The organism is Agrobacterium sp. NPDC090283 (assembly GCF_044769685.1).
In the GTDB taxonomy this organism is placed as follows: domain Bacteria; phylum Pseudomonadota; class Alphaproteobacteria; order Rhizobiales; family Rhizobiaceae; genus Agrobacterium.
The window spans coordinates 177,954-203,526 of record NZ_JBIVYG010000001.1 but is presented as its reverse complement, the minus strand read 5'-3'; the positions used below and the strand labels follow the sequence as shown (position 1 = coordinate 203,526).

Below are 25,573 nucleotides of genomic sequence, written 5' to 3'. Positions count from 1 at the left end.
CATGGAAACGCCGATCGCCGAGCCGCAACAGAACGGCAAACCCGAGGGCCGCAGCGACAGCGGCCGTGGACCCCGGCTGAGGGAAATTCCCTTTCGCCTCGTCGTTCCCAATCTCATCACCGTTCTGGCCATTTGCGCGGGATTGAGCGGTGTGCGCCTCGCCATTGAGGGCCGCTTCGAACTGGCCGTCGGCATGGTGCTGCTGGCCGCCTTTCTCGACGGCATAGACGGGCGCATCGCCCGGATGATGAAGGCGACGTCCAAATTCGGCGAGCAGATGGATTCGCTCGCCGATATCGTCAATTTCGGTGTCGCCCCTGCCCTCGTGGTCTATGCCTATCTTCTCGACCAGGCGCGCTCCATCGGCTGGATCGCCGCCCTTATCTACGTCATCGCCGCCGGCCTGCGTCTGGCGCGTTTCAACGTCATGATCGAGCGGCCGGTGAAGGCGCCCTGGCAAAACGAGTTCTTCGTGGGCGTTCCCGCCCCGATGGGCGCCATGCTGGTGCTGCTGCCGGTTTATCTCGGCTTCCTCGGCGTGGAACCGGACAAGCCCTTCGCCTATGTCGCCGCCGCCTATACCGTGCTGATCGGTTATCTCCTCATCAGCCGCCTGCCGGTCTGGTCGGGGAAATCCGGCACCAGCCGCATCCGCCGCGATCTGGTGCTGCCGATGATCCTCGTCGTCGTGCTCTATGTGGCGATGCTGATGAGTTTCACCTGGGAAGTGCTGGTCCTGACGGTTGCCGCCTATCTCGTCTTCATTCCCATCAGCGCCCGCCTCTGGCATCGCCGCTACGGCACGCTGACCATCGAGGAAGACGCGCATGACGATGCCAATGGCGGCAACGGCCTCGATCGCGGTATTTAAAACCACAGGTTTATTTTTTCTCACGCAAGCCGGCGCAGGATGTGACGCAAAATGTCGCAGCCTGAAAAGCCGGCTTCGTTTTTCTTCGCCTCGAATCCGTCAAGATTAGCCGCGAAAGAAGTGGCTCACACGCATCGCAACGGCGATTGGCGTGAATTGTGGAGAGAGAGAAATGACGAACGAGACGAAGGCACAGCCGCAGGCGAAGCCCGACCTCAACAGCCACTACCGCCCGCTCGGACTGAAGGCCGTCGCGGCCGCAGCCCTGATGCTGAAGCGCAAGCCCGCCGCTAAAACCGCCTGAAAATATTCGCTTTTTTTGATTTTACCGGATTTTTCAGGCTCTCCGGAAAACGGCGAGTTCCTGACGGAAGATCAACAAACACGCGGCGCCTTTTCGAGGCGCCGTTTTTATTTCCGGCGCACCGCGATACTGCGGATCGTCAATTATTCACAAAACTGGCAGTTTTCTGTAACGAAGCTGCAACGAAGGTGTAGTAAAAAGCTCGCCTTCGACAAGAAGGCTATACGGATACCAACGTATAGATTAGAGAATACAAAATAACTTTTCTATTCCGCATTTTTTTCCACAACAATGCATAAGCCGGCTTTCGAATCCGCGGACACGCGGATGACGAATATTCGGCGTTGAGGGAAAATTGTGAAGACAGGCCAGGGGGGCTTGGGACGGCCATGCAGGATAAAATCCTTCTGATTGAAGATTCCGTTGCTCTTTCCATGCTGCTGAAGACGCGGCTTTCGGAAGAAACGGAAGCCGAAGTCGTGCATTGCGACAGCATGGCCGCAGCCGATACCCTCATGCAGGCCCATGATTTCACGCTGGCGCTGACGGGCCTCAACCTGCCCGATGCGCCGAAGGGCGAGATTCTCGCGCTCCTGTCAGAGCGCAAGGTGCCGGCGATCGTTTTCACCGCCACGGTGGATGACGAGGCGCGCAAGCGCTACGCCGAAAAGAAGATCATCGACTACATCGTCAAGGACGGCCATCGCACCGTCGATGCGGTGGTCAGAACGGTCCAGCGGATTTTGAGCAACAAGCTTTTTTCGGTCCTGGTGGTCGATGATGTGCGCACGGCGCGTTCCGGTCTCGTGGAAATACTGGAGCGGCAGAATTTTCGGGTCAGCGAGGCCCATTCGGGCAAGCAGGCGCTGGAAATACTGTCGCAGGATCCGACGATCCAGCTCGTCATCACCGACTACCATATGCCTGATATGGACGGCTATGAGCTGACGCGCCGCATCCGCGACAGCCGCTCATCCGAAGACCTGCGGGTGATCGGCATATCCTCCTCCACAGACCGGCTGCTTTCGGCAAGTTTTCTCAAGGCGGGCGCCTCGGATTTCGTCTATCGCCCCTTCGTGCCGGAAGAATTGCAGTGCCGCATCGACAACAATATCGAGACGTTGAAACAGCTCAAGCGCCTGCGCGAGCTGGCGGAACGGGATCACCTCACCGGCCTGCCCAATCGTCGCTCCTTCTTCGAGCGCACGCGGGCGCTGATGGATGTCATCAACGGCAATGACGAGAGCGGCGCCGTCGCCATTCTCGACATCGATCATTTCAAGAAGATCAACGACACGCTGGGCCACGATGCCGGCGACAGGGCGCTGAAAAAGCTGGCCGAACTGCTGCATGGCATGTGCGACGAACAACGCCATATTCCCGCGCGCCTCGGCGGCGAGGAATTTGCCGTATTCCTGCGCGGACTGGATGCGCGGGCTGCCTATCAGTTCTGCGAGGAGCTGCGCGGACAGGTGGAAAAGAACGGCCGACAGCTCAGCGGCAGCAGCCTGGCGCTTACAATTTCGCTTGGCGTCGTCGAGATCGAAAAGGGCGAACCCTTCGACAATCAGCTGAATGCGGCGGATCAGCTGCTCTATCTCGCCAAGGCGAATGGCCGCAACCGCGTCTATTCCGACATCATGATCCAGGAAGGCCTGCAGAAGATCGGGCGGAACGGCTGAGGCCGTGCATAGTCAGGGGAGCGAGCGCTTGCCGCTTGTTTCTTCTCCCGAGGGGGAGAAGGTCGCGGCAGCGGGATGAGGGGGCGAGCTCTCCGCATATCTGTTCCGTAGCCCCCTTATCTGACCCTTCGGGCCATCTTCTCCCCGCCGGGGAGAAGAAACAAGCGGCGACCTCCCGCTGAAGCGATTATGCGCAAATGCGCAGGCTACTCGTCAGAACAGCGACATCTGCCCTTCATCCTTCGCCGGCTTGATCTTCGCCAGCGGCGCGCTTTCCGGCACCGGCTCGATGAGATCGGCGCCGCCATTGGCGACCTTGTTGACCTTGTCCGAGACCGGGATCATCTCGAAAAAATCATCCTGAACCGACCGCATCAGATCGGCCACCTCGCGCGGCTCCTGGGTCTTGCAATCCAGCCAGCGGCTGAAATCCTCTGGCGCAATGACCACGGGCATACGGTCGTGAATGCGGCCGATCGCGGCATTGGCGGCGGTGGTGAGGATTGCGCCGGTATCGACCTCCGAACCATCGGCGGAAGACCAGGTTTCCATCAGGCCGGCGAAGGCAACGATGCCACCGCTTTTCGGGCGGATGAAGTAGGGTTGCGGTTTGCCGCCCTCCTCCTTTGGCGGGCGTCGCCATTCGTAAAAGCCGGTGGCGGGCACCAGCACGCGGCGATGGCGCATGGCGGCGCGGAAGGAGGCCTTGCCGATGGCGGTTTCCGAACGGGCGTTGATGAGAAGCGGAAAATCCTTCGGATCCTTCACCCAGCCGGGCAGGAAACCCCAGCGGACCAGCACGGCCCGGCGATTGGGCAGGTTGCTGCCGCGCTCCTGCCGCTCGCCCTCCATCACGATCAAAATGGGCTGCGTCGGCGCGATGTTGAAACGGGCGGGAAAATCCTCAAGGCCGATCAGATCGAGATAATCGGCGATCTCCTCCGGCGTCGCCTTCAGCACGAAACGTCCGCACATGGACTTCTCCTTGGGCATGTCCAGTAAAAGCGGAATCGCTTTTACGTCTGGACAATGCGTTGAAATGTTCTAGGCCCTTGGTCCGAACAGAATGATGGCGGTGCCGGCAAGGCAGACGGCGCCGCCGGCAATATCCCATTTATCCGGTGCGTGCCCTTCCACGCCCCAGAGCCAGAAAAGCGAAGCGGCAATATAGATCCCGCCATAGGCGGCATAGGCCCTGCCCGCCGCTTCCGTCGGCACCAGCGTCAGAAGCCAGGCAAAAGCGGCCAGCGCCACCATGCCGGGCAGCAATATCCACCCGGTCTTGCCGAGTTTCAGCCAGGCCCAGAAAGAGAAGCAGCCGGCAATTTCGGCAACGGCCGCCAGGACGTAGATAAGATAGACCTTCATTCCACCGTCTTTAACATGCACAATCGTGCCGGTTCCGAACTATAAACATCACCTCGGAAACCGGAATCGATTTTTCCGACCTCGTACCACTATAGACAGGCCGGAGACGGCCGAAACAAGCGAAACCATTCATGACCCTTCGTATCAAGCCCCGCGCCGCCTCCTCCGCCATCGTCAGGAACGGAGACCGGCTGCTTCTCGTTCGCCGCATCAACCCGCCTTCCAAGGACATGTTCGCCTTTCCGGGCGGGCGCGGTGAAGACGGCGAAACGCCGGCCGAAACGGCGCTGCGTGAGTTGCACGAGGAAACCGGCATCGTGGCGCGCAGGCCGCAGCTTTTCGCGACCTACGATCTTCCCTCCCGTGACGCTGAAGGGGTGCTGACGAGCCATTATTTCCTGTCGGTCTTCACCGTGGAAACGGATGCCGATCCGCTGGTGACCGTCGGTGACGATGCGGCGGATGCGGGCTGGTATACATTGGCGGAAATCCGTCTCCTGCCGGCGCCTGAAAGCGTCGTCGAATGCGCCGAGCGCCTGCTTGCATGATTGCCAGCCAGCCAGAATCGCTATTATCTAGGGCTGATCCGCCCGCCGGATGGTCACGAGCCAACAGTTCACGCGTATGTGTGGGGCAGAATAGAATTTTGATACGACCAACCATCTTCCTGTCTCTTTTTCTGACAATGCTTGCCATATCAGGGCAAGAGGGCGTCGCTCATGCGCAGCCTTCAAAACCCGGTTCGGAGGCGCGTCCGGCGGAAGCCGCGCCGCCCAAACCCGCTCCCTATGACGACAAGCTGGCGCGGCTGTCGGAAATATTGGGCGCGGTGCAATATCTGAGAACCCTGTGCCCTTCTTCCGGACCGGAGGACTGGCGCAGATCGATGAGCGATCTTCTGGCTGCGGACACGGCCAACGAACCTGAACGACGTCAGCGCATGACGGCTGCATTCAACCGTGGATACCGCTCCTTTGCGGCCATCCACACCAGTTGCACACGCGCCGCCATCATGGCAGAAGAGAACTACCGTAACGAAGGGGCAACACTCGCGCAGGAAATCGCGTCCCGGTTCGGAAATTAGAGGATTATTAACCTCTTTTCGCCGCAGGCCGTGCCGTTTTGATAAAAGGCTGCTAGTGTTGTTAACAGGGTGGTAAGGACTTGCCCGCCCTGTCGAGGATGAAAGATGCAGACAAGCCGAAACGAAATCGACGATATGATCGTGCATGAAAAGATGCAGGTCGCTCTGGAACACCAGAACGAGGCATGGGCTGACGGCATGGCCGACGGCATCGAGCCGGAGATCATCGCCGATGCCGCCATCGCTCTGGCCATGCGCGAAACCATCCGTATTCATGGCGAGGCCGGCGCTGAAGCAATGCTGGAATCGCTGCGCCAGCGCATGCTTCAGGGCGAATTTTCGCCGCAGCGGGTAATACAGTAAAGCCGGGGTCTATCATGTCTTGCCTGAGCAAGGGGCTTTTGCGCTCTTCCGCCCTGCTGTCCATACTGCTTGCCCTGACCGTCGGGCCGATTGGCCTGCCAAGCCGCGCCTTTGCCCTTTCCGAGCTGAAGCCGGCGCAGAGCACCGAAAGCGAGCCGAAGGCGGAGAATGGCGGTGAGCCGCAGCAGGCCCAGCCTGCCGAGCCGGATGAGATCGAAGGCGATTCGGAAGGCATTCCCCTGCCCGACCCTCTGGTGGACCGTTCCGCCGGCAAGGCGAACCAGCAATCCTCCAAGCCCGACAACACGCCTGAAATGTCTGTTGTGATCGAGCACGACATTTCCAAGGCGCCGGAACCCGTGCGCAAGCTGCGCCATCAGATCATCGACGCCGCCGCGTCAGGCGACATCGAAAAGCTGCGGCCCTTCATCGCTGCCGGCCAGAAGGAATTCCGCATCGACGGCAATGACGGCGAAGACCCGATCGCAGCGCTGAAAAGCTATTCCGGCGATCCTGACGGGCTGGAAGTGCTGGCGATCATCATCGATCTGCTGTCGACCGGTTATGCCCATATCGATGCCGGCACGCCCGACGAAGCCTATGTTTTCCCCTATTTCGCCGGAAAGCCGCTGAACACGCTGACCGCGCCGGAAAAGGTGGAGCTTCTGCGCATCATCACGGCGGGCGATCTGGCCGACATGCAGGAATATGGCAATTACAGCTTCTACCGGGTCGGCATTTCGCCCGATGGCAAGTGGAAGTTCTTCACCGCCGGCGATTGATCGCATCGCGGTGCTTGCCGTTCTCCGGCAAAAATCCTAACTGTGCGGAATGAGCATTCCGGCAAAGCGCATCTGCTTTTTGCCGGACATCACAGAGTCTCGACGAACCGAACGGTGACGCCATGCCTTCCGCCTTTCTTGCCGACCGCCGCCTGATCCGGGTTTCCGGCACCGGCGCCGAGGAATTTCTGAACAACCTCATCACCGCAGATGTCGAAAACCTGCCGCAAGGCGAAGCCCGGGCCGCAGCCCTTCTGACACCGCAGGGCAAGATCCTGTTCGATTTCCTGATCTGGCGCGATGGTGGCGATTATCTGATCGAAACGGGCGCTGCCGAACAGGACGCGCTGCTACGCCGTCTGACCATGTACAAGCTGCGTGCACCGGTCGATCTCAAAGCCGAGACGGTCGAAGGCGTGAGCGTTTTCTGGAACGAGACTGCCGCAGCGGCAGGCGTCAGGGATGGCCGTTTCGCCAAAGCCGGCATCGATCTTTTCCGTATACCGGGTGCATCGGCATCCCGCGATATCGCGACCTATGATGCGCTCCGTATCGAGCATGGCATTGCCGAATCCGGCCGGGACTATGCGCTGCAGGATGCTTTTCCGCATGATGTGCTGATGGATGTGAATGACGGCGTTTCTTTCAGGAAGGGCTGCTTCGTCGGCCAGGAAGTCGTCTCGCGCATGAAACATCGCGGCACGGCAAGACGGCGCGTCGTCACCGTTTCGGCCGAAGACGCAATTCCCGCCAGCGGGACGGAGATTACCGCCGGTGGAAAACCCGTCGGCACGCTTGGAACCGTTTGCGGCAAGAGGGCGCTTGCCATCGTGCGGATCGACCGCATTGCCGATGCGCTCGCATCCGGCACGCCGCTTCTGGCGGAGGCTGTTCCCGTGATCGTGGCCCTGCCGGTCTGGAGCGGCCTCTCCTTCCCGGCGGCCGATCCGGCGGCGCGGGCGGAGGACTGAGAGTGGCGCCCGCAAAAAGCCCGCGCGCCTGGCAGCGCATGCTGTCCGGCCGGCGGCTCGATCTGCTCGACCCTTCGCCGCTCGATGTGGAAATCGCCGATATCGCCCATGGCCTTGCCCGTGTCGCCCGCTGGAACGGCCAGACGCGCGGCGATCACGCCTTTTCCGTCGCCCAGCATTGCCTCATCGTCGAGACCATCTTCTGCCGCATGTGCGCGGGCGCGACGCCTGATGACATGCAGATGGCGCTTCTGCACGATGCGCCGGAATATGTCATCGGCGACATGATCTCGCCGTTCAAATCCGTGGTCGGCGGCGGTTACAAGACCGTGGAAAAACGGCTGGAAGCCGCCGTGCATCTGCGTTTCGGCCTGCCGCCGCATGCATCGCGCGACTTGAAGGACCGCATCAAGAAGGCCGATACGGTCGCCGCCTTTTTCGAGGCGACGGAGCTTGCCGGGTTTTCCACCGCCGAGGCGCAGAAATTCTTCGGCCTGCCGCGCGGCATCACCCGCGACATGTTCGACATGACGCCCCTGCCCTCAACCGAAGCGCAGAAGCTGTTCATCGACCGTTTCGAGGCGATCGAGGCGCTGCGTGCGGTCAAGACGGGGAGCGCGCCATGACGGCCATTGTCGTATCGCCGCTGTCGCGGATCGCGGAGATGGCCGTCAAACACAAGGCCCGCGAAATGGTGACGCTGATCGCCAAAGAGCAGTCCTTTCACCGCCCCGCCGTCATTGCCGCAGACCGGCATCTGACGCTTGCCATGAACGACATCGCATTCAAGGGCACCGCCGATCTCATCGCGCCTGACGATGCGCATGTGCTGAAGCTGATCGATTTCGCCCGGCAATGGGACCAGTCCGCGCCGCTGCTCATCCATTGCTGGATGGGCGTTTCGCGCTCTCCCGCCGCCGCCGTCATCGCCGCGCTCAGCCTTTATCCGGACCAGGATGAGATGGAGATCGCGCTGCGCCTGCGCGCCGTCTCGCCCTATGCCACGCCCAATGCCCGCATCATCGCCATCGGCGACCGTCTGCTCGGGCGCGATGGCCGGCTGGTGGCGGCGATCAAAAAAATCGGCCGGGGTGCGGATACGGATGGTAACGTGCCCTTCGTGCTGCCGCTCGGCAACTGAGGCCGTTTTGGCGGAACTCTCACGGCATCCATTCGTTACCAACCCTGAACAGCAATGAAAATCACGGGATAATTCATGGAACAACAGGCAACGGATATCATCGTCGCATCGCAGGCGGCGTTGCAGCAGGCGAGCGCGCTTGCGGTGCAATATTCCTTCTCGGTAGTCGGCGCGCTTCTGCTGCTGATCATCGGCTGGCTGGCCGCCACCTTCCTGCAACGCTGGGCCTTTCAGGGCCTGTCGCGCATTCGTGGCTTCGATGCGACGCTTGCCGGCTTCTTCGCGGGCGCCATCCGCTATGTGGTTCTCATTCTGGTGCTGGTCATGGTGCTTGGCCAGTTCGGGGTGCAGACGGCCTCCATTCTCGCCGCCCTTGGCGCCGCCGGTCTGGCCATCGGTCTGGCGCTACAGGGTACGCTGCAGAATATTGCCGCCGGCATCATGCTGCTTGTATTGCGCCCCTTCCGGGTCGGCGAATATATCGAGACCAGCACGGTCAGCGGCACCGTGATCGAAATCGGGCTCTTTGCGACCGAACTCAAGACCAGCGATGGTCTCTATCGTCTCGCGCCCAATTCCACGCTCTGGAACGTGCCGATCACCAATTACAGCCGCTTTCCCTCGCGCCGTCACGAACTGAGCCTGACGGTCAAGAATGACGAGGATCTGGCGGCGGCACAGGATATGCTGATGAACGTCGTGCGCTCGGAAAGCCGGGTTCTGCTGGACCCCGCCCCCGTCACCTTCGTCGATTCGGTCAGCGCCGACAGCGCCACCGTCAAGTTGCGTTATTGGGTGCGCAGCGACAGTTATTTCGCGACGACCCGCGATGTGACGAAAGCCATGAAACTCGCCTTCGACGAGCGCAAGGCGGACGTTTCTGCGCAGCCCGCCTGAGACCTGACGGTCTCATTCCCGTTTCCTCTTGAGCGCGGTGGCCATGACGGCCGCCGCGCTTTTTCATTATGGCGCGTCCGTCTGCACCCTTGCGTCATGCGAGAGACACCTCTATAGCTCAATTTGTAATGTTATTACGTAACCTTCCTATTGCGAATACAAGAGGGCAAAACGATGCAGAAGACACTTCCACGCGTCACCGGCGCGGTCGCACTTGGCTCCATGCTGCTGGCGGCAACCGTGGCAATGGCCGCCGGCGGCGACAAATCCGCCGCCCACAGCCACAGCCACGATCACGGCCACCAGATGACCGAAGCGGAAAAGCAGATTTACAAGGGTTATTTCGAGGACGCCCAGGTGAAGCCGCGCACGCTTTCCGACTGGGAAGGCGACTGGCAGTCGGTCTATCCCTATCTGCTGAACGGCTCGCTCGATTCCGTCATGGCCGAAAAGGCAGCCCACGGCGACAAGACCGCTGCCGAATATCGCGCCTATTACGAGATCGGTTACAAGACCGATGTGAACCGCATCGTCATCAAGAGCGACAGCGTGGCGTTTTATAAGGACGGCAAGCCCGCTGAAGGCACCTATGTCAGCGATGGCCATGAAATCCTGACCTACAAGAAGGGCAATCGCGGTGTCCGGTATATCTTCAAGAAAACCGGCGGCGATGAGGCGGCGCCGCAATTCATCCAGTTCAGCGATCACTCCATCGCCCCGGTCAAGGCGGGCCATTACCATCTCTATTGGGGCAATGACCGCAAGACATTGCTGGACGAAGTCACCAATTGGCCGACCTATTACCCGTTCATGATGGACGGCGCGGATATCGTGGAAGAAATGGCCGCGCATTGAGAGCGCAAATTTACGGTCTTCCGCAGCATGCGTAAATGACGCAGGCGGTTGCGGCTTGTCGCCTTCTCCCCGAGGGGGAGAAGGTCGCGGCAGCGGGATGAGGGGCGACGGTAGAGATATGCGGAGAGCTTTCCCCCTCATCTGCCCCTTCGGGGCATCTTCTTTCCGGCGGGGAGAAGAAAGGCTCACTGCCCCATGGTTGAACGATGCGCCCAGCCGGTCATGCGCTTTTCAAGCCACGCCATGATCGCATACATGGCGATGCCTTCCACCGCGAGCATCAGCAGGCCGGCAAAGACCAGCGGCACATTGAACTGGCTCTGCGCCGAACTCATCATATTGCCGAGGCCATAATTGGAAGCGACGGTCTCCGACACGACCGAACCGACAAAGGCGAGCGTGATGGCGATTTTCAGCGAGCCGAAGAAATAGGGCATGGAGCGCGGAATGCCGACCTTCAGCATGATGTCCATCTTTTTCGCGCCAAGCGCCCGCAGCACATCTTCCGTTTCCGGCTCTATGGTGGCGAGCCCGGTCGCGACGTTGACGACGATGGGGAAGAAAGAGATCAGGAAGGCGGTCAACACCGCGGGGACAGTGCCGATGCCGAACCAGATGACGAGGATCGGCACCAGTGCCACTTTCGGGATGGCGTTGAAGCCGATCATCAGCGGATAAAGCCCGGCATAGATGGTTTTGGACCAGCCGATGAACAGACCGATGGCGAGACCGGCGGCCACCGCAATGGCGAAACCCAGCGTCGTGGTATACAGCGTCTGCAGCGAATTTTTCCAGATCGGCGACCAATATTGCACGATGGCCTGTCCGACCCTTACCGGCGACGGCAGAATGGTGGGCGGCATTTTCAGCGCGTAGACCAACAGTTCCCACAACACGAAAAGCGCCAGCGTATAAAGCCAGGGGGCGGCTTTCACCCAGTTGACGCGGGCAATCAGCGGCTTGCGCGGCTCGGCCGCCACGGTGCCTTCCACGAGCACACTCATGCCGCCACCCTCGCCTGCGCGATCTCGCCATGCAGTTCCTGCACCATGTCGTTGAAACCCTTGTCATACATGATATCGAGCTGGCGCGGGCGGGCAAAGGGAACACGATGTTCCGCGAGCACGCGGCCCGGCCTTGCGCTCATCACGAAAATCTTGTCGGCCAGAAATGTCGCCTCGCGCAGATCATGGGTCACGAGGATGATGGTGACACGCTGCGCGGCGTGCAGGTCGCGGATGACGCACCACAATTCCTCGCGGGTGAAAGCGTCGAGCGCGCCGAAAGGCTCGTCCAGCATCAGCAGTTCCGGTTCGTGGATCAGGGCCCGGCAAAGATTGGCGCGCTGCTGCATGCCGCCGGAAAGCTGCCACGGATATTTCGAACCAAAACCCTTCAGGCCGACGATTTCCAGCAGTCGCTCGGCTTTCGCGACATATTCGGCCCTGTGGGCGCGCAGGCGACGGCGATGTTTCTCGACGATCTCCAGCGGCAGCAGGATGTTCTCAAGCGTCGTGCGCCAGGGCAGCATCGTCGGGTTCTGAAACGCCATGCCGACAATGGAAACCGGCTCCGAGACCTGCCGCCCGGCAACGATGACATTGCCCTTCTGCGGAATATGCAGCCCCGTCACCAGCTTCATCAGGGTCGACTTGCCGCAGCCGGATGGGCCGACCACGGCCGCGAACTCACCCTTGTCGACCGTCAGGTTCAGGCCGGAGACCGCAAGCGTGCCGGACGAGCCGCCATAGCGCATGTCCACGCCGTCTATTTCCACGAGATGTGACATTGCTGTTCCCGTTTTCAGTTAAATGATGGGCCATGGCAGCCCGAAGCCTCGCCGCTTGTTTCTTCTCCCCGCCGGGGAGAAGGTGGCCCGAAGGGTCGGATGAGGGGGCAAGTGCAGAGATATCCGGAGAGCTTGCCCCCTCATCCCGCTGCCGCGGACTTCTCCCCGGCGGGGAGAAGAAATTTGCCGCGCTCGCTCCTTCCCCTCACGGAAGCATGCGTTCTTCCCTGCCCGGCAGATAGGTCGCATCAAACACCTGCTCCGCCTTGACGTTGCCCTTCAGGCCGAGGGAAACCTTCAGCGTCTCGATGGAGGCGGAAAGCCGGGCCGGATCGACGCCGCCCATGCCGTTCTCCACCACATAGGGCGTCTTGATGTTCATGCTGTTGGCCATGTTGAGGCGTTCAAGCTCGATGGCGCTGTCGAGCGTCTCGTTGCGCTTGAGAACAGCCGCCACGCCCTCTTCCGGGTTCTTGACGGAATCGGCGAAGCCCTTGGCCAGCGCCTTCAGGAAGCCCTTCACGGCTTCAGGGTTTTTCTCTGCGAAATCAGTGTTTACCAGCACCGCATTGCCATAGAGATTCAAGCCGTGCTCGGCCATCAGTATGGTCGAGATATCGTCATCGGCGATGCCCTGCTTCTTGAGGTTGAGGATCACCGAAAAGGCAAAGCCGAAAACGGCGTCGACATCGCCCTTGGCGAGCATGGGTTCCCGCACCGGAAAACCGATCGATTCGATCTTGATCTTGCTGTCATCGAGACCTGCCACCTGCTTGAAGGCAGGCCATTGCGCAAAAGCGCCATCCGGCGGCGGCGCGCCGAGCTTCTTGCCTTCCAGCGACTTCGGATCGCCGGTAACACCGAGCGACTTGCGGCCGACCACGGCGAAAGTCGGGCGCTCATAGACCATATAAATGGCCTTGATCTTCTGGCTCGGATCCTCGTCGAGGAACTTCATCACCGAGTTGATATCGCCGAAACCCATCTGATAGGCGCCGGTCGCCACGCGCGGAATGGCTTCCACCGAGCCGTTGCCGCTATCGATGGTGACATCGAGCCCTTCAGCCTTGAAGTAACCCTTGTCGAGCGCCAGCAGGAAACCGGCGGCGGGGCCTTCGAACTTCCAGTCGAGCGTGAATTTCACCGGCGTTTCAGCCCGCGCCTCCACCGCCGGCAGCGAAAAGCCGGCAGATATACCGATGGCGGTAATGGCCAGGGCCCTGCCCAACAACCTGCGCGTTAAAATCATCTATTCCCCCTGATGGTTTTGTTGGATTGGTTGCATAAGACCCAATTCCAGCCCTCAAGGCAAGATAAAATTGCATACAAAATAGCCGTTATTTTGTATGCTTATTTTATATGCACAAACGCGCATTAGACAGGTAAAAAGCCGGCATTCTGCCCATCGCGCATGCAACGAAGTGAAAGCAGCATCGTTCACGCAGAGAACACAGCGTTCTCATTTGCCGGGGTTGCGGATCAGGCGCAGCGTGCGACAAATAGGGCCACGAACAGCAGGCGAAACAGCGGGACGGCAAGATGAATTCTGCACTGGGCATACACCACATCACCATGATTACCCGGAAGGTGCAGGCGAATGTGGATTTTTACGCCGGCTTTCTGGGCTTGCGGCTGGCCAAGCGCACGGCCGGCTTCGAAGACGCCATGCAGCTTCACCTGCTCTATGGCGACGACATCGCCTCGCCCGGCTCGCTTCTGACATTTCTCGTCTGGGAAGATGGCGGCCAGGGCCGCGTCGGTTACGGCCAGACGCTGGAAATTTCCGTGGCCATCGATCCCGCCGCAATCGGCTTCTGGCTGACACGCGCATTGAAATTTGGCATCCGGGCGGAAGGTCCCGCCGATGAATTCGGCGCTCCGGTGATCCGGCTGAAAGATCCTGACGGCCTGATCGTCAAGCTGGTCGGCACCCACGCCTTTGCCGATGCCACGCCGCATGTGACGAACGATATTTCCGCGGAAGATGCCATTCGCCGAATCTATGGCGCGACGGTGCTGAGCGAAGTGCCGGAAGAAACCGTGGCGTTTCTGGAGAAACATTTCGGTTACCGGCAGGAAAGCCAGGTGGGCGCGATCCGCCGGCTCGCCTCCAACAGCGGCGACATTATCGACGTGCGCGACGCGACCGGCTTCTGGTCCAGCGCGCCCGGCACCGGCACGGTCGACCATATCGCCTTCCGCGCGGAGGACATGGATGAGCTGAATACGGTTCTCACCGGGCTGAAATCGCTGAATTCCAGCACCACCAACGCCCATGACCGCAAATATTTCCACTCGCTTTATGTCCGCGAACCGGGCGGCGTGCTGATCGAAATGGCGACCGACGGGCCGGGCATGACGGTGGACGAACCGCTGGAATCGCTCGGCGAAAAACTGTTCATCCCGCCGCTCTTCATGAAGGACGAGGCGGATGTGCGTGTCGCCCTGCCGCAATTTGCAATGCCGGGCGAAGAGCGCATCGTCTATCGCGACCTGCCCTTCGTGCACCGTTTCTACACGCCCGAGGATCCTGATGGCAGCACCATCATCCTGCTGCACGGTTCCGGTGGCAGCGAAACGAGCCTGATGCCGCTGGCGCATCGGGCAGCGCCGCGCGCAACGCTTCTCGGCGTGCGCGGCCGCAGCACGGAAGAAGAGATCGCCCGCTGGTTCCGCCGGAATCCCGATTTCAGCTTCGACCAGAAGGATATCGTCTCGGAAGCGGAAGCCTTCGCCGCCTTCGTGGAGGCGGCGATACGGTCCTATGGTCTCGACCGTTCGAAACTGCGGTTTATCGGCCATTCCAATGGCGCGAACTTTTACGCGGCCTTTGCCGCGCTTTATCCCGAACTTGCCGGAGATACGCTGCTCTATCGCCCGATGCCGGTTCTGGAAACATGGCCGCAGACCGATCTTTCCGGCCGCAATTTCCTGCTTTTGGCGGGAGAACGGGACAAATATCTCGACAGGGCGCATGAACTGCAGGGCCGGCTGGCCACGAGCGGCGCAAATGCCGAGATGGAAACGGTCGAGGACGGGCACGAGCTCGGGCTTGCCGATATCGAAGCGGCGCGGCGCTGGCTGGCGGATGTTTCCTGATTTGAGCTGCGCATAGGACTGTGCGGGTGCGCCTTGCGGACTTCTCCCCGCCGGGGAGAAGGTGGCCCGAAGGGTCGGATGAGGGGGCTCGCTCTCCGTACATCTCCACCCTTGCCCCCTCATCCCGCTGCCGCGGACTTCTCCCCGGCGGGGAGAAGAAACAGGCGGCACACGCTCGCTCCCTCGCCACCCATATCATCCATCAACCGGGCCTTGCATAAATTCGCCAAAAGGGCTTTAAAAACAGCTTGGTAATTGGAGAATCCGTTTGGACATCCCGCTGTTTATCCTCGCCCTCGTCGCGGCCTTCATCTACACGCTGGTCGCGAGCATCCGCAATTCAAGTCGAATCAAGTCGCTGGAACGGGAGGTTCTCAGCCTCAAGCGGCTAATGGCTGCGGGCGTGACCTCTCCCGTGGCGGCGCAGGTAGAGAGCGCGGAATCCACGGCAAAACCGGATTTCGAGGCGGAAGAGGAAAGCAGGACGCCTGCGGAAGACGCAGCCTTCCAAGCTGAATACGCATCCGAGCCGCAGGAAGCCGCCGCCATGGCGCAAGCGGAAGGCGCCGTTCGCGAGGAAGCACCCGCCGCTCCCGCCAGCGAGGCGGCATCCGCACCGGCGACGAAGGAAAGCTTCGAAAGCCTGCTCGGCGCCCGTTGGGCCGTCTGGGCCGGTGGGCTGGCGCTGGCGCTCGGCGGTATTTTCCTCGTCAAATATTCGATCGAATCGGGGCTGCTCAGCCCGGCGGTCAGGCTTTCGCTTGCCGCCATTTTCGGCCTCGTTCTCGGGCTTGCCGGCGAGGCTGTCCGCCGCAAGGCGGTTCCGGGCATTGCCACCACCTATTCCAACGCCATGATACCCGGCGTGCTGACGGCGGCCGGCGCATTGACGCTGTTCGGTGTGGTTTACGCGGCCTATGGCATTTACGGCTATATCGGCCCCGGAACGGCTTTTGGCCTGCTTGGGCTCGTCGCCTTCGCCACCATCGGCCTTTCGCTGCTGCACGGACAGGCGCTGGCCGGTCTCGGCCTTCTCGGTTCGATGCTGATACCGGCGCTGATTTCCACCGAAACGCCGAATATCTGGGCGCTCTTCGTTTTCCTCACCGTCTCCTGGCTGGCGACGGCGGCAGCGGCGCGCAGGCAGGGCTGGACCGTGGTTCCATCGCTTGCCAATGCCGGCCTTGGCCTATGGGCGATTGGTTACATAGGCTTTTCCGAAACGATCAGCGCCGAACCGCCAACGCTTGCCCTGCTCGTCATGCTGGCGGGAACCATATTCCTCTGGCCCGGAAAGACGCTCGACACACCGCCTGCCGAGACAGGCGAAACCGCCGCTCCCGAGCGGCGCGCCATCCGCGCCATGCGGCTTCTGCTGCGCCCCTCGCTTGCCCTCAATCTCACCGTATCGATGGCCGTGATCCTGCCGGCAATCGGCTTCCTCTTTGCCGACGGCGGGATCGACACCCATCCGGCGCTCATCGTTTCAGCGCTCATCGCCGCCCTGGCGGCCCTTGGCGCCGCCCGCCATTATGCGGTCTGGCCCGCCATTATCGCAGCACTTGGCGCACAGGCTGCCGTGTCGCTGATGTCGCGGCAAGGCATCGACTTCATCGGCCTCATCAACGATACGTCCGTATCCCTTCCGCCGGTGTCGGTCGGCTACACGGCGGAAATCGCCATGGCGCTCGGCCTCGGGGCCGTCTTCGTGCTGTGCGCCTTCTCCTTCCTGAAACGCAAAGGCGCTGACGATGCGGATTTCGCCCAGCTTTGGGCCGGTATCGCTGCGCTCTTCCCGGTCTGGCTCGCGACGGCGAGCTTTGTCGAATACGGCAATCTCGGCCGTGACTGGCTGCACGCGGCCTATGGCTTCGGCCTTGGACTGGTGCTGATTGCAGGCGCGGAATGGCTGCACCGGCAGAACAACGAGGCCTATCGCAAGCCGCTGAACATTCTCGTGCTCGGCTCCTTCGCCGCCTTCGCTCTCTGCCTGCACACGCTGACGGAGGGGCTCATGACAACCGTGCTGCTTTCCGTCATCGGCTTCGTTTATGTGCTGGCGACACGCCACCGCAACTGGGATGTGCTGCCCTGGGTGATGGCGGTGGCAAGCGTTGCCGTTCTCGGCCGCATCGCCTGGGAACCTACCATTGTCGGCCCGCAGAACCTCGGCACCACGCCGGTCTTCAATGCGCTTCTGCCGGGTTATGGCATTCCGGCGCTGCTGGCCGTCGCCTCGGCATGGCTGCTGCGCGACTGGCCGGGGGCCAGGGCGAAGAACTTCCTGCAGGCGATTGCCAGCGTCATGGGGCTTCTGGCCGTCGCCATCCTCATCCGCCACGCGATGAATGGCGGCACGCTGGATGACAGCGTGCCGACGCTTGGCGAACAGTCGATCTACACGCTGCTGACCATCGGCTTCTCGGGCGTCTTGATGACGCTGGATCTCAAGAGCCCCAGCCCCGTCTTCCGATACGGTTCGATGATTGCCGGGGTGATTGCCGTCATCAATGTGCTGACGATGCATTTCTTCACGCTCAACCCCTATTTCACCGGCGAAAATACCGGCCGCATCCCGTTCCTCAACCTGCTGCTGATCGGTTACCTCCTGCCGGCGCTCGCCTATGGTGGGCTTGCCTATTATGCGCGGGGAAAACGTCCGCCGCCCTATGTCAGCATGCTGGCGGTGGCGGGTGCGGCACTCGGTTTTGCCTGGGCAACGCTTTCGGTGCGCCGTTTCTGGCAGGGCGAAAATATCGCCGACTGGAAGGGTTTCCTGCAGGGTGAGACCTACAGCTATTCGGTGGTCTGGTTGCTGATCGGCGTCTTGCTGCTCGTGCTCGGCTCGCGCTTTAATGCCCGCAGCCTGCGTCTGGCATCGGCCGCCTTCGTGCTGATTTCGGTTGCCAAAGCCTTCCTGATCGACATGAGCAACCTCGAAGGGGTGCTGAGAGCCCTGTCCTTCATCGGGCTCGGCGCGGTGCTGATCGGCATTGGCCTGTTCTACCAGAAAATCCTCACCCGGAAGCCGCAGGCATGATCGCGGCCGAGGCTTTCGCGCCCTATGCGGCGCTTGCGCAGGAGCTGATACCGCACGCCGCCGATACCGGCGACGGCTCGCATGATCTTGCCCATATTCACCGCGTCTTCCGCAACGCCATGCGCATCCACGCGGGCGAAGGCGGCGATGGCACCGTGCTGGCGGCCAGCGTGCTGTTGCATGATTGCGTGGCGGTGGAGAAGAACTCGCCGCTGCGCGCGCAGGCCTCACGGCTGGCGGCGGAAAAGGCCTCTGGCATTCTTGAGGCGCTCGGCTGGCAGCAGACGGATATCGACGCCGCCGCCCATGCCATCACCACCCACAGCTTTTCCGCCAATATCGAGCCGCAGACACTGGAGGCAAAAATCCTTCAGGATGCCGACCGGCTGGATGCCATCGGCATGGTGGGCGCGGCGCGCTGCTTTTATATTGCCGGGCGCATGGGCTCGGCGCTTTACGACCCGGTCGACCCGCTGGCGAAGGACCGGCCGCTTGACGACCGCGCTTTCGCCATCGACCATTTCGAAACCAAGCTGTTCAAACTGGCCGACGGCTTTCGCACCGAAACGGGGCGGCAGATGGCCAAGGCCCGCCATGAGCGGCTGAAACAGGTGCTGGACCTGTTTCTCGACGAGATTTGAGGAGACCCGATATGCGTGTGACCGAACTCAACATCTATCCGCTGAAAAGCGCGCGCGGCATTCCCCTCTCCGAAAGCATTGTGTCTGCCGAGGGCCTGCCGGGCGACCGCCGCGCCATGCTGACCGATCCTTCCGGTCATTTCATCACCCAGCGCGAATTGCCGGCCATTGCCACGGTTCTGGCGCGGCATGAGGATGGCGGCATGGCGCTTTCGCGGGAAGCGGATGGTGAGATTTTCGCGAGGCCTTCCGGAGAGCGCATGGATGTGGCGGTGTGGAAATCGATCGTCAACGCCAATATAGCCGATGGCGAGACCAACGACACGCTCTCGGCATGGCTGGGGCGCGAGGTGAAGCTGGTGTTCTTCGACGACGCCTCGAAACGCATTGCAAGCCTCGAATGGACCGGCAACGAAACGCCCGTCACCTTTGCGGATGGTTACCAGATCCTCGTCACCACCACCGCCTCTCTTGCCGCGCTGAACGACAATATGCGCGCCAATGGCGAGGATGCGGTCGGCATGGAGCGTTTCAGGCCCAATATCGTGCTTGATACGGATGAGCCATGGGCGGAGGACCGCTGGGCGGCCATCGAGATCGGCGGCATTCGTTTCGATCTCGTCAAACCCTGCGCCCGCTGCATCATGACCACGCAGGACCAGACGACCGGCTCCCGCGACGTGCCCTCTCCGATGAAGGCCATGGGCCGCATCCGCATGTCCGGAGACCGGCGCGTGCCCGGCCCGCTGTTCGGCTGGAACGTGACGCCGCGCGGGGAAGGCAGGCTGTCCGTCGGTGATGCGGCCAAGGTGGTCGAGGAAAGGCCGGAGGGTTGGGCGATCAAGCGGCGGTAGGCTGGCGGTTCGGTCAAACCGAACTTCATAGCCACGGTGCAATGTTTTTATAGGCTGGCACACCCTCTCTCCCTCATTCCTGTGCTTGTCACAGGAATCCAGCCGACGTGCGTCCGCGCGGCGAGAGAGTCCTTTCAACCCAAGGACTTGGGCTGGCTGGGTGCCTGTGACAAGCACAGGGATGAGGAGACGGAGGGGTCATCGCCTCACGGCTTCTTCGCCCCGACGATCAGAAAGATCGGCCGGCGATCCTCGTGCTTCAGTTCCGGCCGCTCGGCCATCAGAGCCGGATCAGGCCGCGGTTCCGCCAAATGCGTCAGGGCAAAACCGGCAGACAGCAAGCAGTTGAGAATGCCAGACACCGTGCGATGATATTTGACCACATCATCCGCCATCCAGTTGGAGTGGCGCACGCCCTCGTTCTGGTAGTTGTCGAGCGGCCAGTGCAGGATTTCACCACCCTCACCATAAAACCAGTCCTGTTTTTCCAGCGCGGTGAATACCGGATGCTCGATGGAAAAGACGAAATCGCCACCGGATTTCAGCACGGCGAAAACCTTCGCGAATGCCCCGTCGAGATCGCGGACGTAATGCAGGGCGAGAGAACTCAGCACCACATCGAAACTTTCCGGCGGAAAATCGATGTCTTCGATTGCGGCGCGGCGGTATTCGATGCCGGGCCTGCCATTTATTTCGGCGGCGCGGCGCAGCATGTTTTCGGAGAGATCGACGCCAACGGCATGGGCCGCCCCCTGCTCTGCGGCATAACGACAATGCCAGCCGAAACCACAGCCGAGATCGAGAAAATCCTTACCTTTCAGGTCCGGCAGCATGGCGCGCAATTCGTGCCACTCGCCGGCCTGACGCAGACCTTCCACGGAGCGCGGCATGGCGCTGTAGCGCTCAAAAAACCCAGGATCGTCGTAGATATTCTGCTTCATCGTCGTCTCTCCGGTGGCCGGCATGTGGGGCATTCCATCAATGGCATGAATAGTGGCCGTCAAGAAAAGTCGCTAGTGAGACCGGCTGACAAAAGATAATATTCATCCCATCATAGCGGAATCCGCGGCAAATCATGTCCCTCTACTGGGGGACGAGGCGCCGCGATGGGGGAATATTCATGTCGCAAGCCACACGCCAGACCATGCCCTGGCTGATTATCGCCGCCGGATCGCTGATCGCAGTCATGACCTTCGGGCCGCGCTCGGCCATGGGCTTTTTCCAGTTGCCGATGCTGGCCGATACGGGCTGGGACCGTTCCACTTTCGGTCTCGCCATGGCCCTGCAGAACCTCTTCTGGGGTCTCGGCCAGCCCTTCTTCGGCGCCATCGCCGATAAATACGGCACGGGACGCGTGCTCGTGCTTTCCGGACTGCTTTATGCTGCCGGCCTCATCTGCATGTCCTTCGGCACCTCGCCCTTCTGGCTGCATTTCGGCGGCGGCGTGCTGGTCGGGCTCGGCATTGCCGCCGGTTCCTTCAGCGTCATCCTTTCGGCCTTTGCGCGCCATGTGACGCCGCAGCAGCGTTCGCTCGCCTTCGGCATCGGTACCGCGGCGGGTTCGGCCGGCATGTTCCTGTTCGCGCCGATCAGCCAGGGCCTGATTTCCACCTATGGCTGGTCGGACAGCCTGGTCTGGCTTGCCGCGATGATGATGCTCGTGCCGCTGCTCGCCTTTCCGATGCGCGGCAATTCCTCTTCCGGCAGCCAGTCGCAGGCGCAGTTCCAGCAGACGGCGGGCGAGGCGCTGAAGGAAGCGCTCGGCCATAAAAGCTATCTGCTTTTGACCACGGGCTTTTTCGTCTGCGGTTTTCAGGTGGCCTTCATCACCGCGCATTTCCCGGCCTATCTCGGCGATATCGGCATCGAACCGCGCTACGCCGTCATCGCCATGGCGCTGATCGGCTTCTTCAACATCATCGGGTCGCTTGCCGCCGGCGTCATCGCCCAGCGTTATTCGAAACCCTATCTGCTCGCCTATATCTATCTCGCCCGTTCGGTTGCCGTCACCGCTTTCCTGCTTCTGCCGCAATCGCCGCTTTCGGTCATAATCTTTGCGGCCGTGATGGGCATTCTCTGGCTTTCCACCGTGCCGCCCACCAATGCGCTGGTGGCGATCATGTTCGGCACGCGTCACCTCGGCATGCTCGGCGGTGTCGTGTTCCTGTCGCACCAGATCGGCTCGTTCCTCGGCGTCTGGCTGGGCGGCTTCCTTTACGACAGGCTGGGTTCCTATGATCTCGTCTGGTGGCTGGGCGTCGGCATGGGGGTTTTTGCGGCCATCGTGCATTGGCCCATTCAGGAGCGGCCCGCCCCGCGGCCAGCAATGGCCTGAGACTATACGGCCTTATCGAGGGCGGGCGGTATCGACCTGCCCTCAATCGCCGGGCTCTCAATCCCCCTGCCTTCAGTCGCCCGGCTCTCAAGCGCCTTCAGCGCCGCCTGCACGAAACCGTCGCGGGCGGCGTTTTCGTTGAGGCCACGCGGATCGTAGACATGCCGGTTGAGGAAATGGGCGGTGAGGCGGAAAGCGGCCGCAAGGCTGTCAGGATCGGCGGCCTTCGACTGGCCTTCGCTTAAGAAAGCCGGAAGCGACAGCATCCGCTCCGCATAGGGCGCACCGGCCGTGCGGCACACCGCCCTGCCCGTTTTCGGCGATACATAGATAAGGTCGGTGCGCAGCCCCGTCGCCGCACATTCGGTCAGATCGAGCCCGAAACCGAGTTCGTTCAGCACCGCCAGTTCGAAACGCACGAACAATTCCCCGGCATCGACCGGCTCGTGGAGATTGTCGAGAATGATATCGAGCGCCTGATAGAGATGCGGATGCGGATCGCGCTCCGGCAGAAGCCTGAGCAACGCGCCCATGGCCTGCACGCCGTAAACGGCGGTCGCCGTCTCCATCAGCTGCGCGGCGCGCAATTGCAGCGGCTCGATGCGGAATTCACCCAAATGATCGTGAAGGCGCGCCCGCCAGATGACATCCGCCCGGTTGCCCGCCTGCAGCACCGGCTGCATGCTGCGGGAACGGCCGGAACGCACCAGCCCCAGATGGCGGCCACGCGAAGGGGTCATCACCTCGGCGATGACACTCGTCTCGCCATGGCGTTTGACGCCAAGAATGATTGCCTCTTCCTGCCACTGCATGAAACGCGTCCGAACTTCGATAGAGGATTTCGATTCAGGCCCGATCATAGCCGATCTGACGGCAAAAGGTTATTCTTTTACGGCATCGTCGACCGCGCCGACGAGGTTGAGGACGAAATCGACGATTTCGTTTTCCCCGAACGGCTTGCCGAGCAAAGGCGCGTGCATGAGATCATCCGGAAAGCCGGTCGTATCGCCATAACCGCTGACGAAACCGAAGGGAATGCCGGCCTCGCGCAACCGCCGCGCAAAATCATAGCTCTTGCCGTCGGTGAGGCTGACATCGAGAAGCACGCAATCGGCACCGTCCTCTTCGACGGCCTGCCGCGCCTGGGCAAGCGTGGTGGCGATGACGACGATGTCCACCCCCATGGACTGGAGAACCGCTTCGACATCGAGCGCCACCAGATATTCATCCTCAACGATGATAACCCGTTGTGGCACCATATGTTTTCTTCTTCCTAAAAAAGACGGCCGCAAGGCTCGAAGCCGCGGTCTCCGACAAGATTCTCCCGTGAGATATCAGGACAGGAGTCGCAAATTACGGCTCCATCGTCATTTAAAAAAGACATGTCGAAAGAAGATCAGATGAAGGGTCTTTGCCGCTTCTCTTCGCTTTCCCAGCCGGCCACATGGCTCAATCCAGCATCGTCAAGCACCATACAGCCCTTGTCCGTCCAGCGGATGAGACCGCGATCGACCAGCTTTCTCAAGGTCTTGTTGGTGTGAACGATGGAAAGGCCAAGCGTGTCGGCAACGTGTTGCTGGGTGACCGGGATCGGCGTTTCGCCGGGAATGAGATTGACCGCTTTCGCCTTGCGATAAAGAAACGCGATCAGATAGGCGGCACGTTCCAGCGCGGTGCGCCGGCCGATGCTAAGGAGGTGGCTGTCGAGCATGCGTTCCTCACTCGCCGCGATCCAGGTCAGGTCATAGGCAAGTGTCGGGTGATCGGTGAAGAGGTTGTTGAGGCGCGACCGCTCGAAGACACAGAGCGTGACCGGCGACAGCGCTTCCACCGAATGCTGCATTTCCCCCATCACCGTGCCCTGCAGGCCGACGAGATCGCCGGGCATGACATAATTGAGGATCTGCCGCCTGCCATCTTCCAACGTCTTGTAACGGAAAGCCCAGCCCTGCAGAACGGTGTAAAGATGGGCGCTATGCGAGCCTTCCATCAGGATGACGGAGCCGCCTTCCACCGCCAGCTCCCCCGTCTTGAAACGCGAGACGAAATCCAGTTCGGAAGAGGAAAAATCCCGGAAATGCGGCAGATCGCGCAGGGGACATTGCTGGCACGGGGTGGTGGAAATTCCATTCGGTTTTTTTGGCGACATGAATATCCGTCATCGAAAAAGGTTGCGCCCAATTGTTTTGGAACAACCCGCCCGAGCGTATTCGGTTCCCGATGGTGGGTGAAGATATTCAGTTCGTTCAAGGATTGCGTCGCGCCCCCCCTCAAACACTCAAAAGCGAAGGGTTTGGGCAATCTCGACGTTCGCGTTGGTTCGCAACATTTCCCGCCCGTCATTCCGGCCTTGAGCCGGAATCCAGTCGACGCGCGTCGGCGCGGCGAGAGGCCTCTTTTCAGCCCAAGGACTTGGGCTGGCTGGATTCCGGCTCAAGGCCGGAATGACGGAAGCGGGTGTGTTTTCGCGTCGCGCATATCGCGCCTGCGGGTTACCCCCGCGGGAACTCCAGCCCCATTTCACGGAAGCGCTCCGGGTCGTCGCCCCAGTTCTCGCGCACCTTGACGAACAGGAAGAGATGCACCGGCTGCTCGAGGATTTCCGACAGTTCCTTGCGCGAGGCGGTGGAGATGGCCTTGATCGCATCGCCGTTCTTGCCGAGCGCAATCTTCTTCTGGCTGTCGCGCTCGACATAGATCACCTGCTCGATGCGCACCGAGCCGTCCTTGCGTTCTTCCCACTTTTCCGTCTCGACATGCGAGGCATAGGGCAGTTCCTGATGCAGGCGCAGGAACAGCTTTTCGCGGGTGATTTCGGCGGCGAGCTGGCGCATCGGCAGATCGGAAATCTGGTCTTCCGGATAATACCAGGGGCCTTCCGGCAGTTCGGCGGCCAGATAATTCATCAGATCTTCGCAGCCCGAACCATTGGTGGCCGAAATCATGAAGGTGCGGTCGAAGGCAACCGTTTCATTGGCGGCGGCGGCGAGCTTCAGAAGGTCTTCGCGCTTCACCTGGTCGATCTTGTTGAGGCAGAGGATCTTCTTCTGCGGGACATCCTTCAGACCTTCGAGAATGGTTTCCGCATCGCCCTTGAGGCCGCGCTCGCTGTCGATCAGCAGCAGGATGAGATCGGCATCCTTCGCTCCGCCCCAGGCGGAGGTGACCATGGCGCGGTCCAGCCGGCGGCGCGGCTTGAAGATGCCGGGCGTATCCATGAAAACGATCTGGGCATTGTCGTGAATGGCGATGCCGCGCATCACCGCGCGTGTCGTCTGCACCTTGTGGCTGACGATCGAAACCTTGGCGCCCACCAGCCGGTTCACCAGCGTCGACTTGCCGGCATTGGTCGGGCCGATGAGGGCGACGAAGCCGGAGCGGGTCGGAAGGGCATTGTCTTCGCCAGTCATGGCGGGGTTTTCGTGATCGGTCATGATATCCATTCAAGGTCAGAGGTATTCAACATGCGGCCAAAGGGTCCGCCATGCGCTCGATGT

27 protein-coding genes are annotated in these 25,573 nt (G+C 61.0%); 17 read left to right on the top strand and 10 right to left on the bottom strand.

Translation table 11 applies throughout. From position 1 onward, the window contains the following. Position 1: 1 nt before the first annotated feature. The 3 genes from pssA (at position 2) to ACIQUH_RS01035 (ending at position 2,857) form a co-directional block, all read left to right on the top strand. Positions 2-871, top strand: a complete 870-nt coding sequence (gene pssA / locus ACIQUH_RS01045; RefSeq protein WP_020009523.1) for a CDP-diacylglycerol--serine O-phosphatidyltransferase — start codon at positions 2-4, stop codon at positions 869-871. Between the two features lie 172 nt (positions 872-1,043). Further along, positions 1,044-1,175 (top strand): hypothetical protein, encoded by a 132-nt coding sequence (locus tag ACIQUH_RS01040; RefSeq protein WP_003496883.1) that lies wholly within the window; start codon positions 1,044-1,046, stop codon positions 1,173-1,175. Between the two features lie 389 nt (positions 1,176-1,564). Further along, entirely contained in the window at positions 1,565-2,857 is a 1,293-nt protein-coding gene (locus tag ACIQUH_RS01035) for a diguanylate cyclase (RefSeq protein ID WP_400811915.1), read from the top strand. A 213-nt stretch (positions 2,858-3,070) separates the two neighbouring features. On the opposite strand, the gene ACIQUH_RS01030 is transcribed toward ACIQUH_RS01035, so the two are convergent. Continuing rightward, entirely contained in the window at positions 3,071-3,832 is a 762-nt protein-coding gene (locus ACIQUH_RS01030) for an SOS response-associated peptidase (protein ID WP_400811914.1), read from the bottom strand. A gap of 69 nt (positions 3,833-3,901) precedes the next feature. Next, on the bottom strand, positions 3,902-4,225 hold the full coding sequence (locus ACIQUH_RS01025; RefSeq protein WP_400811913.1) for a YnfA family protein: 324 nt from the start codon (positions 4,223-4,225) through the stop codon (positions 3,902-3,904). 131 nt (positions 4,226-4,356) lie between these two features. Between ACIQUH_RS01025 and ACIQUH_RS01020 the strand changes: the two genes are divergently transcribed. The 9 genes from ACIQUH_RS01020 to ACIQUH_RS00980 all read left to right on the top strand — a co-directional run bounded on the left by ACIQUH_RS01020 (position 4,357) and on the right by ACIQUH_RS00980 (position 10,318). Further along, positions 4,357-4,773 carry an NUDIX hydrolase gene (locus ACIQUH_RS01020; protein ID WP_400811911.1) on the top strand — a complete coding sequence of 139 codons (417 nt, stop codon included), beginning with the start codon at positions 4,357-4,359 and terminating at the stop codon, positions 4,771-4,773. A 98-nt stretch (positions 4,774-4,871) separates the two neighbouring features. Beyond that, entirely contained in the window at positions 4,872-5,309 is a 438-nt protein-coding gene (locus tag ACIQUH_RS01015) for a TIGR02301 family protein (RefSeq protein WP_400811909.1), read from the top strand. Positions 5,310-5,414: 105 nt separating this feature from the next. Next, complete coding sequence (locus ACIQUH_RS01010) at positions 5,415-5,672, top strand: hypothetical protein (protein ID WP_003501987.1); 258 nt, start codon at positions 5,415-5,417, stop codon at positions 5,670-5,672. 14 nt (positions 5,673-5,686) lie between these two features. Continuing rightward, entirely contained in the window at positions 5,687-6,454 is a 768-nt protein-coding gene (locus ACIQUH_RS01005) for a hypothetical protein (RefSeq protein WP_400811906.1), read from the top strand. Between the two features lie 122 nt (positions 6,455-6,576). Continuing rightward, positions 6,577-7,425, top strand: coding sequence for a YgfZ/GcvT domain-containing protein (locus ACIQUH_RS01000; protein ID WP_400811905.1), 849 nt, complete (start codon positions 6,577-6,579; stop codon positions 7,423-7,425). Positions 7,426-7,427: 2 nt separating this feature from the next. After that, complete coding sequence (locus ACIQUH_RS00995; protein WP_188128803.1) at positions 7,428-8,051, top strand: YfbR-like 5'-deoxynucleotidase; 624 nt, start codon at positions 7,428-7,430, stop codon at positions 8,049-8,051. Beyond that, positions 8,048-8,566 (top strand): tyrosine phosphatase family protein, encoded by a 519-nt coding sequence (locus ACIQUH_RS00990; protein WP_400811903.1) that lies wholly within the window; start codon positions 8,048-8,050, stop codon positions 8,564-8,566. Before ACIQUH_RS00995 ends, ACIQUH_RS00990 begins: the two co-directional genes overlap by 4 nt. A gap of 75 nt (positions 8,567-8,641) precedes the next feature. Further along, the gene (locus ACIQUH_RS00985; RefSeq protein ID WP_400811901.1) at positions 8,642-9,463 is read left to right on the top strand and encodes a mechanosensitive ion channel family protein; all 822 of its coding nucleotides are present in this window, start codon (positions 8,642-8,644) and stop codon (positions 9,461-9,463) included. 174 nt (positions 9,464-9,637) lie between these two features. Next, positions 9,638-10,318 carry a ZinT family metal-binding protein gene (locus tag ACIQUH_RS00980; RefSeq protein ID WP_400811899.1) on the top strand — a complete coding sequence of 227 codons (681 nt, stop codon included), beginning with the start codon at positions 9,638-9,640 and terminating at the stop codon, positions 10,316-10,318. A gap of 185 nt (positions 10,319-10,503) precedes the next feature. On the opposite strand, the gene ACIQUH_RS00975 is transcribed toward ACIQUH_RS00980, so the two are convergent. From ACIQUH_RS00975 to ACIQUH_RS00965, 3 genes are all read right to left on the bottom strand, one after another. Next, positions 10,504-11,322, bottom strand: coding sequence for an ABC transporter permease (locus ACIQUH_RS00975; RefSeq protein WP_400811897.1), 819 nt, complete (start codon positions 11,320-11,322; stop codon positions 10,504-10,506). Then, positions 11,319-12,107: an ABC transporter ATP-binding protein gene (locus ACIQUH_RS00970; protein WP_400811895.1), complete on the bottom strand. Its 789-nt coding sequence runs from the start codon at positions 12,105-12,107 to the stop codon at positions 11,319-11,321. Before ACIQUH_RS00970 ends, ACIQUH_RS00975 begins: the two co-directional genes overlap by 4 nt. 205 nt (positions 12,108-12,312) lie before the next feature. Further along, positions 12,313-13,356, bottom strand: a complete 1,044-nt coding sequence (locus ACIQUH_RS00965; protein WP_400811893.1) for an ABC transporter substrate-binding protein — start codon at positions 13,354-13,356, stop codon at positions 12,313-12,315. Between the two features lie 290 nt (positions 13,357-13,646). Between ACIQUH_RS00965 and ACIQUH_RS00960 the strand changes: the two genes are divergently transcribed. The 4 genes from ACIQUH_RS00960 (at position 13,647) to ACIQUH_RS00945 (ending at position 19,741) form a co-directional block, all read left to right on the top strand. Continuing rightward, positions 13,647-15,206: a VOC family protein gene (locus ACIQUH_RS00960; protein WP_400811891.1), complete on the top strand. Its 1,560-nt coding sequence runs from the start codon at positions 13,647-13,649 to the stop codon at positions 15,204-15,206. A gap of 268 nt (positions 15,207-15,474) precedes the next feature. After that, entirely contained in the window at positions 15,475-18,246 is a 2,772-nt protein-coding gene (locus tag ACIQUH_RS00955; protein ID WP_400811890.1) for a DUF2339 domain-containing protein, read from the top strand. Continuing rightward, a complete protein-coding gene (locus ACIQUH_RS00950; RefSeq protein ID WP_400811888.1) occupies positions 18,243-18,887 on the top strand; it encodes an HD domain-containing protein in 645 nt (214 codons plus the stop codon). Before ACIQUH_RS00955 ends, ACIQUH_RS00950 begins: the two co-directional genes overlap by 4 nt. An 11-nt stretch (positions 18,888-18,898) precedes the next feature. After that, positions 18,899-19,741, top strand: a complete 843-nt coding sequence (locus tag ACIQUH_RS00945; RefSeq protein WP_400811886.1) for an MOSC domain-containing protein — start codon at positions 18,899-18,901, stop codon at positions 19,739-19,741. Between the two features lie 206 nt (positions 19,742-19,947). Here the strand turns inward: ACIQUH_RS00945 and ACIQUH_RS00940 are convergent, their stop codons facing one another. After that, positions 19,948-20,682 (bottom strand): class I SAM-dependent methyltransferase, encoded by a 735-nt coding sequence (locus ACIQUH_RS00940; RefSeq protein WP_400812486.1) that lies wholly within the window; start codon positions 20,680-20,682, stop codon positions 19,948-19,950. A 179-nt stretch (positions 20,683-20,861) separates the two neighbouring features. Between ACIQUH_RS00940 and ACIQUH_RS00935 the strand changes: the two genes are divergently transcribed. Continuing rightward, the gene (locus ACIQUH_RS00935; RefSeq protein ID WP_400811884.1) at positions 20,862-22,076 is read left to right on the top strand and encodes an MFS transporter; all 1,215 of its coding nucleotides are present in this window, start codon (positions 20,862-20,864) and stop codon (positions 22,074-22,076) included. 2 nt (positions 22,077-22,078) lie between these two features. On the opposite strand, the gene recO is transcribed toward ACIQUH_RS00935, so the two are convergent. The 4 genes from recO to era form a co-directional block, all read right to left on the bottom strand. Beyond that, entirely contained in the window at positions 22,079-22,888 is an 810-nt protein-coding gene (gene recO, locus ACIQUH_RS00930; protein WP_400811882.1) for a DNA repair protein RecO, read from the bottom strand. Positions 22,889-22,957: 69 nt separating this feature from the next. Next, positions 22,958-23,335: a response regulator gene (locus ACIQUH_RS00925; protein ID WP_400811880.1), complete on the bottom strand. Its 378-nt coding sequence runs from the start codon at positions 23,333-23,335 to the stop codon at positions 22,958-22,960. 137 nt (positions 23,336-23,472) lie between these two features. Then, complete coding sequence (locus tag ACIQUH_RS00920) at positions 23,473-24,225, bottom strand: Crp/Fnr family transcriptional regulator (RefSeq protein ID WP_400811879.1); 753 nt, start codon at positions 24,223-24,225, stop codon at positions 23,473-23,475. A gap of 343 nt (positions 24,226-24,568) precedes the next feature. Beyond that, on the bottom strand, positions 24,569-25,519 hold the full coding sequence (era, locus tag ACIQUH_RS00915) for a GTPase Era (protein WP_400811877.1): 951 nt from the start codon (positions 25,517-25,519) through the stop codon (positions 24,569-24,571). Positions 25,520-25,573: the final 54 nt, after the last annotated feature.